General features: G+C 69.1%; 12 protein-coding genes. All 12 read left to right on the top strand.

The features are described 5' to 3' along the window. The first annotated feature begins 29 nt into the window (after positions 1-29). The 12 genes from AC5DRG_RS12880 to AC5DRG_RS12825 all read left to right on the top strand — a co-directional run bounded on the left by AC5DRG_RS12880 (position 30) and on the right by AC5DRG_RS12825 (position 14,684). A complete protein-coding gene (locus AC5DRG_RS12880; protein ID WP_491810330.1) occupies positions 30-965 on the top strand; it encodes a carbohydrate ABC transporter permease in 936 nt (311 codons plus the stop codon). Continuing rightward, on the top strand, positions 962-1,858 hold the full coding sequence (locus AC5DRG_RS12875; protein ID WP_491810329.1) for a carbohydrate ABC transporter permease: 897 nt from the start codon (positions 962-964) through the stop codon (positions 1,856-1,858). Before AC5DRG_RS12880 ends, AC5DRG_RS12875 begins: the two co-directional genes overlap by 4 nt. Next, complete coding sequence (locus tag AC5DRG_RS12870; protein WP_491810327.1) at positions 1,855-3,135, top strand: pectate lyase family protein; 1,281 nt, start codon at positions 1,855-1,857, stop codon at positions 3,133-3,135. Before AC5DRG_RS12875 ends, AC5DRG_RS12870 begins: the two co-directional genes overlap by 4 nt. Then, positions 3,132-4,298, top strand: a complete 1,167-nt coding sequence (locus AC5DRG_RS12865; RefSeq protein ID WP_491810325.1) for a Gfo/Idh/MocA family protein — start codon at positions 3,132-3,134, stop codon at positions 4,296-4,298. Before AC5DRG_RS12870 ends, AC5DRG_RS12865 begins: the two co-directional genes overlap by 4 nt. Continuing rightward, entirely contained in the window at positions 4,298-5,143 is an 846-nt protein-coding gene (locus tag AC5DRG_RS12860) for a DUF6807 domain-containing protein (protein WP_491810323.1), read from the top strand. The genes AC5DRG_RS12865 and AC5DRG_RS12860 overlap by 1 nt, the downstream gene beginning before the upstream one ends. Further along, positions 5,140-6,663: a glycoside hydrolase family 43 protein gene (locus AC5DRG_RS12855; RefSeq protein WP_491810321.1), complete on the top strand. Its 1,524-nt coding sequence runs from the start codon at positions 5,140-5,142 to the stop codon at positions 6,661-6,663. Before AC5DRG_RS12860 ends, AC5DRG_RS12855 begins: the two co-directional genes overlap by 4 nt. A 33-nt stretch (positions 6,664-6,696) precedes the next feature. Further along, a complete protein-coding gene (locus AC5DRG_RS12850; RefSeq protein ID WP_491810319.1) occupies positions 6,697-8,697 on the top strand; it encodes a pectinesterase family protein in 2,001 nt (666 codons plus the stop codon). 49 nt (positions 8,698-8,746) lie between these two features. After that, the gene (locus tag AC5DRG_RS12845; protein WP_491810317.1) at positions 8,747-10,084 is read left to right on the top strand and encodes an ABC transporter substrate-binding protein; all 1,338 of its coding nucleotides are present in this window, start codon (positions 8,747-8,749) and stop codon (positions 10,082-10,084) included. A 113-nt stretch (positions 10,085-10,197) separates the two neighbouring features. After that, entirely contained in the window at positions 10,198-10,995 is a 798-nt protein-coding gene (locus tag AC5DRG_RS12840) for a rhamnogalacturonan acetylesterase (protein WP_491810315.1), read from the top strand. A 34-nt stretch (positions 10,996-11,029) separates the two neighbouring features. Then, positions 11,030-12,349 (top strand): pectate lyase family protein, encoded by a 1,320-nt coding sequence (locus AC5DRG_RS12835; protein ID WP_491810313.1) that lies wholly within the window; start codon positions 11,030-11,032, stop codon positions 12,347-12,349. 122 nt (positions 12,350-12,471) lie between these two features. Beyond that, positions 12,472-13,632, top strand: a complete 1,161-nt coding sequence (locus AC5DRG_RS12830; protein WP_491810311.1) for a pectinesterase family protein — start codon at positions 12,472-12,474, stop codon at positions 13,630-13,632. A 2-nt stretch (positions 13,633-13,634) separates the two neighbouring features. Next, positions 13,635-14,684, top strand: coding sequence for a pectinesterase family protein (locus AC5DRG_RS12825; RefSeq protein WP_491810309.1), 1,050 nt, complete (start codon positions 13,635-13,637; stop codon positions 14,682-14,684). The last annotated feature ends 24 nt before the right edge of the window (positions 14,685-14,708 follow it).

Genomic DNA, 14,708 nt, shown 5'->3' with positions numbered 1-14,708 from the left:
AAGCGCTTCACCGAGAACGGAGAACTGTCATGGCCCAAGCCGCAGCCGTGGCGAAACCGCCCGCGCCACCCCGGCGGCGCCGTGCCTCCGCGACGCCCCGCAGGCTCCCGTACCTGCTGATCGCGCCGGCGGCCCTGCTGATGCTGGGCTTCATCGCCTACCCGGTCATCAGCGTCTTCTACTACAGCCTGCAGAACTTCAACCCCACCAAGCCGTGGCGCAACGGCTTCGCGGGCTTCGACAACTTCGTCCACGCCTTCACCGACGACCCGCAGTTCTGGGACACGCTGACCTTCAGCGCCAAGTGGGTCGTCGTCGAGGTCGGGCTGCAGCTGCTGTTCGGTCTGGCGCTGGCGCTGATCGTCAACCAGACCTTCGTGGGCCGGGGCCTTGGCCGCGCGCTCGTCTTCTCCCCGTGGGCCGTGTCGGGCGTACTGACCTCCGCGATCTGGGTGCTGCTCTACAACTCCCAGACGGGCATCACCCGTTACCTCGCCGACGCGGGCATCGGCGAGTACGGCACCAGCTGGCTGTCGGACACCTCCACCGTGTTCCCGGCGGCGGTCGTCGCCGACCTGTGGCGCGGCGTCCCCTTCTTCGCGATCCTCATCCTCGCCGACCTCCAGTCCGTCTCGAAGGACCTGTACGAGGCCGCCGAGGTCGACGGGGCCAGCCGCCTCAAGCAGTTCTGGCACATCACGCTGCCCCACCTCAAGGACGCCATCGTGCTGTCCACGCTGCTGCGCGCGGTGTGGGAGTTCAACAACGTCGACCTGCTCTACACCCTCACCGGCGGCGGACCGGCGGGCGAGACGACGACACTCCCGCTCTACATCGCCAACACCAGCGTGGACGCGCACAACTTCGGCTACGCCTCGGCCCTGACGACGGTGGCGTTCGTGATTCTGCTCTTCTGCTCGATCGCCTACCTGCGGCTGAGCAAGTTCGGAGGTGGGGACAAGTGATCACCAAGGAGGCCACCGTGGTCGCGCCGGCACCGGCGCCCGAGATTCCGCAGCCGCCGCGCCCGCGCAAGGCACGCCGAGCCTGGGACGAGGCCCCGCGCTGGCAGATCTACCTCCCCCTGGGGATCTACCTGGTCTTCACCCTGATCCCCTTCTACTGGATTCTGCTCTTCGCCCTGCGCCCGGCCGGCTCCACCTCGCTCGTGCCCTGGCCCATGACCTTCGACCACTTCGAGAAGGTGTGGACGGAACGGGCCTTCGCCACCTACTTCCAGAACAGCGTCCTCATCGGCATCGCCACCCTGGTGCTCACCACGGTCGTCGCCCTGGCCGGCGGATACGCCCTGGCCCGCTTCGACTTCAAGGTCAAGCGCGCCTTCATGCTGGCGCTGCTGTGCTCCCAGTTCGTCCCGGGCGCACTGCTGCTTGTCCCGCTCTTCCAGATCTTCGCCAAGCTCCAGATGATCAACTCGCTCGGCAGCGTCATCCTCGCCGAGACCGTCTTCCAGCTGCCCCTGTCGATGATCCTGATCAGCGGGTTCATCAGGAACGTCCCCTACTCCCTGGAAGAGGCCGCCTGGGTCGACGGCTGCAACCGCCTCACCGCGTTCCGCATCGTCGTACTCCCGCTGCTGCGGCCCGGGTTGATCGCGGTGGGCTCCTTCGCCTTCGTGCACGCCTGGAACCACTTCCTGTTCGCCCTGATGTTCCTCAGCGACCAGACCAAGCAGACCATCCCGGTCGGCCTCAACACCCTGATGAGCGCGGACAGCGTCGACCTGGGCGCGCTCGCCGCGGGCGGCATCATCGCCGCCGTACCGGTGGTCATCGTGTTCGCCTTCATCCAGAAGTGGCTGATCACCGGCTTCAGCGCCGGGGCGGTGAAGGGATGAGACTCCGTCAGATCGCCTTAGTAACAGGTGTGTTGGGACTGCTCTGCGTCCCCGCGCACGCAGAGGCCCGTGACATCAGCCGCGACACCCTGCCCGTGAACGACGGCTGGGCCGCCGAGGGCACGGGCACCACGGGCGGCGCGGCCGCCGACGACGCCCACGTCTATACGGTCACCAACCGCGCCGGACTCGTCCGCGCCCTGGACGGCGGAAGCGCCACCCCGAAGATCATCAGGATCGCCGGCACTATCGACGCCAACACCGACGACGGTGACCACCTGGACTGCGGCGACTACGCCACCGACGGCTACAGCACCAAGAAGTACCTGGCCGCCTACGATCCCCGCACCTGGGGCGGTGCGAAGCCGGCCGGCGAACAGGAGGACGCCCGCCAGGCCTCCGCCGCCCGGCAGGCCGAGCGGATCGTGCTGCCGGTCGGCTCGAACACCACGATCGTCGGCCTGAGGGGTGCCGTCCTCAAGGGCGCCAGTCTCCAGGTCAAGAACGCGGACAACGTCATCGTCCGCAACCTCGAACTCCGCGACGCCTACGACTGCTTCCCCGTCTGGCAGCCCAACACCGGCGGCCTCGGCGACTGGAAGACGGCCTACGACAACCTGTGGCTGACCGGCGCCACCCACGTCTGGGTCGACCACATCACCGCGAGCGACAAGGGCCACCCCGACGCCGCCGAGCCCACCTACTTCGCCCGCAACTACCTGCGCCACGACGGCCTGTTGGACATCACCAACGGCTCCGACCTGGTCACCGTCTCCTGGAGCCGCTTCGCCGACCACGACAAGGCGATGCTCATCGGCAGCGGCGACTCGGCCACCGGGGACCGGGGAAAACTCCGGGTCACCCTGCACCACAACCAGTTCGAGTCCGTCGTACAGCGCGCGCCCCGCGTCCGCTTCGGACAGGTGCACGTTTATAACAACCGGTACGTGGTGACCGGCGACGACTACCGGTACTCCCTCGGCGTCTCCACCGAGTCCGGCGTCTACGCCGAGAACAACTCCTTCACCGCCCCCGGCCACATCGAGGTCGCCGACCTGGTCAAGAGCTGGAACGGCACCGCCCTGCACCAGACGGGCACCCTCTTCGACGGCTACCCCGTCGACCTGCTCTCCATCTACAACGCCTACAACTCCGGCAGCGAGCGCGACCTCACGGCGGACGTCGGCTGGACGCCTACCCTGCACGGAAAGATCGACAGCGCCGAGGTGGCCGACCGAGAGGTGGCGCGCGGCGCGGGCGCAGGGAGGATCCCATGACCACACCCATCGTTCTCGCGGGTGCGCGCGGCCACGGCCACTGGCACCTGGACAACATCCGCCGGCTCCAGGACAAGGGCCTCGTCCGCCTCGCCGGCATCTGCGAGCTGACCCCGCTGACCGCCGACGAACTGCCCGAAGGCCTCGGCACGCCCGAGCAGTCCGCCGACTTCGGGGCCCTCCTCCACGCCACCGGCGCGCGGATCGCCGTGATCTGCACGCCGATCCCCACCCACACGGACCTGGCGCTCACGGCGGCCCGACGTGGCGTGCATCTGCTGCTTGAGAAGCCGCCCGCGCCGTCGTACGCCGAGTTCCGCCGGATGGCCGACGGGGTCGCCGAGGCGGGCGTGGTCTGCCAGATCGGGTTCCAGTCGCTGGGCTCGCACGCCGTGCCCGCGATCCGCGAGCTGATTGCCGAGGGCGCGATCGGTGAGGTGGCCGGGGTCGGCGGGGCCGGTGCCTGGGCGCGTGCCGAGGCGTACTACCGGCGCGCGCCCTGGGCCGGCAAGCGCAGGCTGAACGGTGCCGACGTCATCGACGGCGCGCTCACCAACCCGCTCGCGCACGCCGTCGCCACCGCCCTGGCGCTCAACGGATCGACCCGCGCCGAGGACGTCACCGACATCGAGACCGAGCTGCTGCGCGCCAACGACATCGAGTCCGACGACACGTCCTGCGTCCGCGTCACCACCGCACAGGGCCGCCCGGTCACCGTCGCGGCGACCCTGTGCGCCGAGGACCCCGACGAGCCGTACGTCGTCGTCCACGGCGACCGCGGCCGGATCACCTTCTGGTACAAGCAGGACCGCGTCCTCCTCCAGCGGGCCGACCACGGCCCCGAGGAGATGGAGTACGGCCGCACCGACCTGCTGGAGAACCTGGTCGACCACCTCGACACGGGGGCCGAGCTGCTGGTGCCCCCGGCCGTGACGGGCGCCTTCATGAAGGTCGTCGAGGCGATCCGCCGGGCCCCCGACCCGGCCCAACTGCCCTCTGAGGCCTGGCACTTGATCCCCGGGGAGCAGCGTCGGGTGGTGCCCGGCATCGACGGCCTCGTCGCGGCCGCCGCCGACAGCCTCGCCCTCTACTCCGAGCTGGGCGCGCCCTGGGCGCTCCCGCCGGCCCACCCGTACGCCCTGCCAAAAGAGGTGAGTACCTGATGACGCCCAACGACTCGCCCGTCCTGCGCGTCGCGGGCCGCCCGGTCGGCCGCTACGTCACCCGGCCCGAGCTGCCGCCCCGGCTCTCCCCGCGCCCGTATCTCCACCCCGTCACCACCCTGGCCGGCACGGCGGTCACCGAGCTCAGCCCCGCCGACCACACCCACCACCTCGGCGTCGGTGTAGCCGTACCCGACGTCGAGGGGCGCAACTTCTGGGGCGGCAGGACCTACGTCCGCGACCAGGGCCCCACCGAGCTGGACAACCACGGCGCCCAGCGCCACTCCGCCTTCCAGCTCCGCGACCCCGACGGCTTCGTCGAGGAGCTGCGCTGGGTGGCGGCGGGCGGCGAGCTGCTGCGCGAGCGCCGCACGGTCGCGGCCACCGAACTCACCGACACCGCCTGGGCGTTGGACTTCACCTTCTCCCTCACCAACGTCACCCCGGACCCCCTGTCGATCGGCAGCCCCGCCACCAACGGACGTCCCGGCGCGGCCTACGGCGGCTTCTTCTGGCGCGCCCGCAAGGAGCCCACGGCCCCGGACGTGTTCACCGCGGGCACCGAGGGCGAGGCGGAGATCCACGGCACCCGCGCCGACTGGCTCGCCCTCGTCGGCGCCACCTGGACGCTGGTCTTCGCCGGGGCCACGGACGACACCCGCCGCGACCCGTGGTTCGTGCGCACCGACGAATACCCGGGCGTGGGCTCGTCGTTGGCCTCCGAGCAGCGGCTCCCGATCCCGCCCGGCGACACCGTCGTACGCCGCGTCGTCACCGTCGTCGCCGACGGCCGCCTGGACCGGGGCGAGGCCGCCGCGCTGGTACGGAAGGCGGTGAGCCCGTGATCAGCGCCGATCTCGGGGACGGCACCTACCGCAACCCGGTCCTCGACGCCGACTGGTCCGACCCGGACGTCGTCCGCGTGGGCGACGACTTCTACCTGACCGCGTCCAGCTTCGGCCGCGCCCCCGGCCTGCCGCTGCTGCACTCCCGCGACATGGTCAACTGGACGCTGATCGGCCACGCCGTCGAACGCCTGCAGCCCGCCGCCGAGTTCAGGACCCCGCGCCACGACTGCGGCGTCTGGGCCCCGTCGCTCCGCCATCACGACGACCGCTTCTGGATCTTCTGGGGCGACCCCGATCAGGGCATCTTCCAGGTCAACGCCCCCGGAATACGCGGTCCTTGGACCCACCCCCACCTGGTCAAGGAGGGCAAGGGCCTGATCGACCCGTGCCCACTGTGGGACGACGAGACCGGTGAGGCATACCTCGTGCACGCCTGGGCCAAATCCCGCTCGGGCATCAAGAACCGCCTGACCGGCCACCGCATGCACGAGGACGGGACCTCCCTCCTCGACGAGGGCAAGGTCATCGTCGACGGGGACCGCATCCCCGGCTGGTTCACGCTCGAAGGACCCAAGCTCTACCAACACGACGGCTGGTTCTGGATCTTCGCGCCCGCCGGGGGAGTGGAGACCGGCTGGCAGGGCGCCTTACGCTCGCGCGGCTTCTTCGGGCCGTACGAGGAGAAGGTCGTCCTGGAGCAGAAGGACACCGACGTCAACGGCCCCCACCAGGGCGGCTGGGTGCGCACCCCCTCCGGCGAGGACTGGTTCGTGCACTTCCAGCAGCGGGGCGCCTACGGCCGTGTCGTGCACCTCCAGCCGATGCGCTGGGGCACGGACGGCTGGCCGGTGCTCGGGGACGAGGGCGCCCCCGTCGCCGTACACCGCAAACCCGACCTGCCACCGCAGCCGCCCGCCGCGCCCGCCACCGACGACGACTTCCCCGGCGGACGGTACGGCCGCCAGTGGCAGTGGGCGGCCAACCCGCAGGACGGCTGGGCCACCCAGCACTCCGGCGACGGGCTGCGACTGGCCTGCGTACGCACCACCGACGCCCACGACCTGCGCAAACTGTCCAACGTCCTCACCCAACGGCTCCCCGGCATACCGGCCGCCGTCGAGGTGGAGCTGCGCCTGCACGGCGAGGAGCCGGGAGCACGGGCCGGGCTCGCGGTCCTAGGGGATGCCTTCAGCTGGATCGGCCTGCAGCGGGGGACCGACGGGACGGTCCACCTCGTACACCGCTTCGCCGAGGCCGTCGCCGACCAGGAACGCGACGCCAACCACCCGCGACTCGCCCCCGAGGGACGGGCCCGGCTGCGGATCGAGATCGGCGCGGGCGCGCGCTGCCGCTTCTTCTACGACATCGGTGACGGACTCAGGCCGTCGGGTCCCGTCTTCGCCGCCACCCCCTGGCGCTGGGTCGGCGCCCTGCTCGGGCTCTTCGCGCTCGCGCCCGCCGGCGGGGGCCACGCCGGCGCGGCCGCCTTCACGCAGTTCCGGATCACCGCTTTGTAACTCACGTCACCCGTAAGCCTGTTGGGAGCCGCAATGACGCAGCACCTTCATAGCAAGCGCTTGCCGAGACCGGGGCCGATTCCGGCACTGGGACCCGGCAGGGTTCTGGCCGCCGTGATCGGTCTTGTGGCCGCGCTGTGCCTCGGGGCGGTCGGGGAGGCGAAGGCCACTGTCCGGACGCCGGCCCCGGTGGACCGCTTCGACGACCAGCCGCACGGCTTCGCCTCACTCGCCGGCGGCACCACGGGCGGGGCCGGCGGCAAGGTGGTCACGGTCACCGACCAGGCCTCGCTGGCCCGGTTCGCGGCGGCCGAAGAGCCGTGCATCATAAGGGTGTTGGGGGCGATTGCCGTCGAGCCCTTCGGCTCGGACATCGTCGTGGCCTCGGACAAGACGATCATCGGCGTCGGCGACACCGGCGAGATCGTCCACGGCGAGCTGCATCTGAACCCCGGTACGAGCAACGTGATCATCCGCAATCTGACGATCCGTGACTCGTACGTCGAGGGCGACTGGGACGGGAAGACGACGGACTTCGACGCCATCCAGATGGACACCGTCGACCACGTCTGGATCGACCACAACCGCTTCACGCACATGGGCGACGGGCTGCTCGACATCCGCAAGGACAGTCAGTACATCACCGTCTCCTACAACCGGTTCAGCAACCATAACAAGGCGTTCGGCATCGGCTGGACCACCAATGTGCTGACGCAGATCACCATCGACCACAACTGGTTCACGGGGACGAAGCAGCGGAATCCGTCCGCCGACAACTGTGCTTACGCCCACCTCTACAACAACTACCTGTCGGCCCAGGTGGCCGACGGGGATCCGGTGTGGACGTACGGGAACTGGTCGCGTGGCCACACCAAGATGGTCATCGAGAACAGCTACTACGACGGGGTCCAGCACCCCTACCAGGCCGACGCCACCGCCGAGTTGGTGCAGCGCGGGTCGATTCTGAAGGACGTCGGCGGGCGTACCGACGAGTGGGGTGCCGCCTTCGATCCGCGGGAGTTCTACTCGTATCGGCTCGATCCGGCCGCCGCCGTACCGGCGTTGGTCGAGCGGCTCTCCGGGCCGCGGAAGCGGATCGGGGTGACCCTGCACGTCCCGGGCGACTACCCGACCGTGCAGGCCGCCGTGGACGCCGTGCCCGACGGGAACGCCGTGCCGGTGACGATCGCGGTCGCGCCGGGGACGTACCGGGCCAAGGTCTTCGTCCCCGCGAGCAAGCCGAACATCCTGTTGCAGGGGACTGGACAAGATCGCTCCGACACCGTCATCGTCTACGACACGCCTGCCGCGTACGGCGGTTCGACGGGAAGCGCGACGGTCCGGATCGCCGCGAACGACGTCACCGCCCGCAACCTCACCTTCAGCAACGACTTCGACGAGGCCGCGGTCGAGCTGAACGGCGAGCAGGCCCTCGCCATGAAGACGACCGGCGACCGGATCGTCTTCGAGGACACCGCCTTCCTGGGCAACCAGGACACCCTGATGACCGACAGCCCCAAGCTGGACGTGATCAGCCGGGTCTACATCCGCGACTCGTACATCGAGGGCGATGTCGACTTCATCTACGGGCGGGCGACCACCGTCATCGAGCGGTCCGTCATTCGGGCGCTGAGCCGGGGGTCCGACAGCAACAACGGGTACATCACCGCCGCTTCGACCTGGACGGGCAATCCGTACGGGTTCCTGATCACCCGGTCGAAGGTCGTGAGCGACGCGCCGGCCGACTCCTTCCATCTGGGGCGGCCCTGGCATCCGGGCGGTGAACCGGCTGCGGTCGCCCAGGTGTTGATCCGCGACACCGAGCTGCCCGCCGCGGTCAAGGCCTCGCCGTGGACCGACATGAGCGGGTTCTCGTGGAGGGACGCGCGGTTCACGGAGTACCGGAACTTCGGGGCGGGCGCGGGCATCACGGTGGACCGGCCGCAGATGAGTGACACCGACGCACGGACTCACACCGTCGCGAACTACCTCCAGGGGGCGGACGGCTGGGCGCCGTACGCCGCCCGTCACTGACCCCCACAACTTCATATCTCCGTTGGATCCAGAAGAAGAGAGCCGATCAATGAAGACCAGTATCAGCAGAAGCAGGCGCGCCGCCATCGCCGTCGCCCTGGGCTCCGTGCTCGCGCTGACCGCCACCGCCTGCGGCGACGACGGCAGCGGTGCGGCGGGTGACAAGGGTGGCGAGGGCTCCGGCAAGGGCGAGATCACCTTCTGGGACAACAACGGCGGTGTCCGCACCGACATCTGGAAGGAGATCATCGCCGACTTCGAGAAGAAGTACCCGGACATCAAGGTCAACTACGTCGGGGTGCCGGCCGCGAGCGTCCAGTCCAAGTACGACACCGCCATCCAGGGCGGCGGGCTGCCGGACGTCGGTGGCGTGGGCGCCGCGATGCTCGCCGAGGTCGCCGCGCAGAACGCCCTGGAGCCGCTCGACAGCCGTATCGAGAAGAGCTCGCTGAACGGCAAGCTCAACCAGAACTTCCTCGACAGCGTCAAGTCCGCGGGCGGTGGCGAGAGCCTGTTCACGGTTCCGACCTCCGCCAACAACGGCACCCTGTGGTACCGGACCGACCTGTTCGAGGCGGCGGGTCTTGACGCGCCGACCACGTGGACGAAGTTCTACGAGGCCGCCGACAAGCTCACCGACAAGGACGACAACAAGTTCGGGTACACGATCCGCGGCGGCGAGGGCTCGATCGCGCAGGCCCTGGACGCGAGTTACGGGCAGAGCGGGATCGACACGTTCTGGAACGGCGACAAGACCACGGTCAACGACCCGAAGAACGTGGCGGCGCTGGAGAAGTACGTCGCGCTCTACAAGAAGGACACTCCATCCGCCGACGTCAACAACGACTTCACCAAGATGGTCGCCCAGTGGGACAGCGGCACGATCGGCATGCTGAGCCACAACCTGGGGTCCTACCAGGACCATCTGAAGGCGCTGGGCGCGGACAAGTTCAAGGGCATTCCCAACCCGACGCTCGACGACGGGACCCGGGTGCAGGTGTCCAACCCCGTTGACGGGCTTGGGTTGTTCAAGTCCAGCAAGAACAAGACGGCGGCGTGGAAGTTCATCGAGTTCGCCGTGTCCCACGAGTCCAACAGCAAGTGGAACGAGTCCGCCGGGGCGATTCCGGCCAACACCGAGGCCGCGCAGGATTCGTGGATTCAGGGGGCCGAGGCTACGAAGCTGGCCGCCGAGGCGATTGGCGGGACCGCTACGAAGATCGTGCAGCTTCCTTACTACCTGCCTGACTGGAACACCATCTCGAAGGCGGACAACGAGCCGAACTTCCAGAAGGTGCTGCTCGGGAAGATGAGTGCGGAGGAATTTCTGAACACGTTGGCCGAGCAGTTGAATGCGGCTCAGGCGGACTGGCAGGCAAATAACTGAGTTCGTTCGGGTGGGTTCGGTTGTGGGGAGCTGCGGGTCCGTTGTGGCTGGTCGCGCAGTTCCCCGCGCCCCTAGGTAGGTCAGCTTCCCCCCTGTTGAAAGGGCACATCCCTGTGGCTCTTACCCGTAGGCAGGTCACCTTCGCCGCCCTTTCCGGCATTCCGCTCTCCGTGGCGGCTGCCGGATCCGTGCAGGCTGCTGCCCGGCCCCGCACCCTCTACATCGCCGGCGATTCCACCGCCGCCCAGAAATACGCCGACGCCGCCCCGGAAACCGGGTGGGGCATGGCTCTTCCCTTCTTTCTCCACAAGGATCGGCCCGTCGCCAATCACGCGGTGAACGGGCGGAGTTCGAAGAGCTTTGTCGATGAAGGGCGGCTCGATGTCATCCTTTCCGCCATTCAGCCCGGTGATTTCCTGCTGATCCAGTTCGCGCACAACGACGAGAAGAGCGCCGATCCCGTTCGGTACACCGAGCCCTGGACGACATACCAGGACTATCTGCGGCTGTATGTCGACGGGGCCCGGGCCCGGGGTGCGCGGCCCGTGCTCGCCACCCCCGTCGAGCGCCGCAGGTTCGACGTGGACGGCAACTCTTCGCCGACCCACGGCGACTATCCGGCGGCGATGCGCGCGCTCGCCGAGGAGGAGCGCGTGGCGCTGCTCGACATTCAGGCACTGTCGCTCGCGCTGTGGCAGGAGCTGGGGGTCGAGGAGACGAAGAAGTACTTCAACTGGACCGCGACGGAGCAGGACAACACGCACTTCAACCCGCCGGGCGCGATCGCCGTGGCGCGGCTCGTGGTGCGGGAGCTGCTGCGTACGCGGGTGCTGGCACCCCGGGATGTGTGCCGGCTCGACGAGGAGATCCCCGAGTCCTGGATCACCTGGCCGGACGCGGCCGCCGCCTGACAACCACCCCCTTACCGGAAGAGAGAGCCGCACCATGAACACACGGATATGGCATGCACATGCCATTGCGAGAACCGCCGGGCTTGTCGGCTGCACCGCGCTCGTGCTGTCCCTGACCGGGCCCGCCGCCCAGGCCCAGCCCCGCGACCCCGCCCGGCAGGTGCTCGCCGCCGGTGACGGCTGGGGCTCCTACGGCACCGGCACCACCGGCGGTGCCGCGGCCGACGCCGATCACGTGTACACCGTCACCACCTGGGCCGAGTTCAAGGCCGCCCTCGCCGCCGGCGGCACCGCGCCGAAGATCATCAAGGTCAGGGGCACCATCGACGCGGTCTCCGAGGGGTGCGACTCGCTTGCCGCGCCCGGCTACGACTTCGACGCCTACCTGGCCAAGTACTCGCCGGAGGCCTGGGGGCTCGACACCGACCTGAGCGCTGAGCCGGACGACAGCCCCGAAGGCCTGCGCCGTGCCTCCGCCGCCAACCAGGACTCGACCATCAAGGCGATCGTCCCCGCCAACACCACCATCATCGGCGTCGGCAAGGACGCCGGCTTCAAGGGCGCCAGCCTCCAGATCAAGGCCGTCGACAACGTCATCGTCCGCAACCTCACCTTCGAGAGCCCCATCGACTGCTTCCCGCAGTGGGACCCAACGGACGGCTCAAGCGGCAACTGGAACTCCGAGTACGACACCGCCGTCGTCTACGGCTCCACCCATGTGTGGCTGGACCACAACACGTTCACCGACGGCAGCCACCCCGACAGCGCCGCACCCACCTACTTCGGCCTGCTCTACCAGCAGCACGACGGCGAGCTCGACATCGTCCGCGGCGCGGACCACGTCACCGCCTCCTGGAACGTCTTCACCGAGCACGACAAGACGATCCTCATCGGCAACAGCGACAGTGAGTCGACGGCCGCCGGTGACCGGGGGCATCTGAAAGTCACCTTCCACCACAACCTGTTCTCCGGCCTTGTGGAGCGCGCGCCGCGCGTTCGCTTCGGGCAGGTCGACTCCTACAACAACCACTTCGTGGCCACCGAGGGCTACGCCTACAGCTTCGGCATCGGCAAGGAGTCCCAACTCGTCGCCGAGCACAACGCGTTCACGCTGCCGGAGGGGGTCAGCGCGGCCAAGGTGCTCAAGCGGTGGAATGTGTCGCCGCTGACCGCGGACGACAACTACGTCAACGGTGAGGTTGTGGACCTGATCGCCGTTCACAATGCCGAGATCCCTGCGGAGGCGTTGGAGTCGGGCGCGGGTTGGACGCCGGTTTTGCGTACCAAGGTCGATCCGGCGCAGGCGGTTCCGGGGATCGTCGATCACTGTGCCGGTGCGGGTCGTTTGAGCTAACCGTTTGCGCCGTCGATCGTCTGCGGCGCCGTTGTGGCTGGTCGCGCAGTTCCCCGCGCCCCTGGGGGGCGGGGCTGCGCCCCAGCCCCCCATCAAGAGCCGCGCACTCAAGGAGCACCCGCATGCCCTTGCCCAATGCTCAACTCCCCCTGTCCAGAAGGGGTTTCCTGCTGGCGAGCGCCGGCGCATCCGCCGCTCTCGCCCTTGCGTCCGTGCCCGCGTGGGCCGCCTCGCGGCCGTGCCCGTTCGGCCGGTACGGTTCGCCCGCCGCGCGCCTCACCCCGAAGACCCTGTACGTCGCCCCGGACGGCACCGGCGACTTCACCTCCGTCCAGGCCGCCGTCAACGCCGCCACCACGGCCGGGTACACCCTCGTCATCGCCCCCGGCGTCTACCGCGAGACCGTGATCGCCGGTGTCGTCGACCCCGTCACGGGGCTGCGTACCGAGGCCGCCTCCGAGATGACCTGGATCGGTGCGAGCGAGGACCCGTGTGATGTCGTCATCGTGTACGACAACGCCAACGGCACCAAGAAGCCCGACGGTTCGGGCACCTACGGCACCACCGGCTCGGCCACCACCCTGATCCGCACCGACGGCTTCACCGCCCGCTGGATCACCTTCGCCAACGACTGGCTGCGCGCCGACCACCCCGACATCACCGGCACCCAGGCCGTCGCCATCAAGGTGCAGGGCGACCGGTCCGCCTTCCACCACTGCCGTTTCCTCGGCCACCAGGACACCCTGTACGCCGATTCGTTCGCCCTCGGAGTCTTCGCCCGCCAGTACTTCGCGCACTGCTACATCGAGGGCGACGTCGACTTCGTCTTCGGGCGGGCCACCGGCGTCTACGACTCCTGCCACTTCCGCACGCTCACCCGCACCGACCTGGCCGCCGCCCCGTACGGCTTCGTCTTTGCGCCCTCCACGGCGGGCGCAAACCCGCGCGGATATCTGGTGCTGCGCAGCCGCGTCACGAGTGAAGCCCCCGACGGCTACTACAAGTTGGCCCGTCCCTGGGTGCCCAGCTCCGACACCACCGCCCGGCCCATGCTCACCGTCCGGGACACCCACCTCGGCCCTGGCACCGACGCGGTCGCGCCCTACACCAACATGTCGGACGCCTACCCGTGGCAGAACCAGCGGTTCGCCGAGTACCGGAACACGGGGCCCGGCGCCGAGATCACCGTCCCCGACAACCGCCCCCAACTCACCGACGAGGAAGCCGAGTCGGCGACCCGCAAGGCGTACCTCGGTGACTGGACGCCCTGGAAGGTGCGCTGAAGATGCTGAGCAGACGCACACTGATCGCCGGAATCGCCGGCGGGTTCGTGGCCGTCGGGGCCGTCCCCGCCCTCGCCTCCACCGGCCGCCGGGTGCTGCACGTCCGGCCCGGTGACTCCGTACAGGCCGCCGTGGACGCGGTGGCCGGGCCAGGTTGGACGATCGTCGTGCACCCGGGTACGTATCGCGAGGTCGTCAACATCCCCGCCGGGAAGCCGGAGTTGACCTTGCGTGGCGCCACCTGTGATCCGCGTGACGCCGTCATCGTCTACGACAACGCCAACGGCACCCAGAAGCCCGACGGTTCGGGCACCTACGGCACGGCGGGCTCCGCCACCTTCACCTCGGCCGCCGCCGGACTGACCGTCCGCGACCTGACCCTCGCCAACGACTGGCTGCGCGCCGACCACCCGGAGATCACCGGCACGCAGGCGGTCGCCGCGTATGTCACCGGCGACCGGTCCCACTTCGAGAACGTCCGGCTGCTGGCCCACCAGGACACCCTGTTCGCCGACACCACGGCCCTGGACGCCTTCGACCGCCACTACTACCGCGACTGCTACATCGAGGGCGACGTCGATTTCGTCTTCGGGCGGGCCCGGGCGGTCTTCGCGCACTGTCACTTCCACACTCTCGACCGGGACGTCACCTTCAAGCCCGAGGGCATGGTCTTCGCCCCGGCCACGGCCCGCGCCAACCCCTACGGCTTCCTGGCCCTCCGCAGCCGTGTCACCTCCGGTGCCGAGGACGCGGCCTACAAGATCGCGCGCCCATGGGTCCCGTCGTACGAGACGACGGCCTGGCCGTCCCTCGTCGTCCGGGACACCTGGCTCGGCCCGGGCATCGACGCGGTCACGCCCTACATCAACATGCGGGAGGCCTACCCCTGGCAGACCATGCGTTTCCGCGAGTACCGCAACACCGGGCCGGGCGCCGAGATCACCGTTCCCGACAACCGGCCCCAACTCACCGACACCGAGGCCGAGTCGCACACCCCCGCGACCTACCTCGGCGACTGGAACCCCCACATCCCCAACCAGTTCCCCGAGTAGTTCCCCAATCAGTTCCTCGACAAA

This window comes from Streptomyces sp. JLBG701, assembly GCF_058544905.1.
Note: the sequence above shows the minus strand (reverse complement) of the source record. Positions and strands in the feature narration are given on the sequence as shown.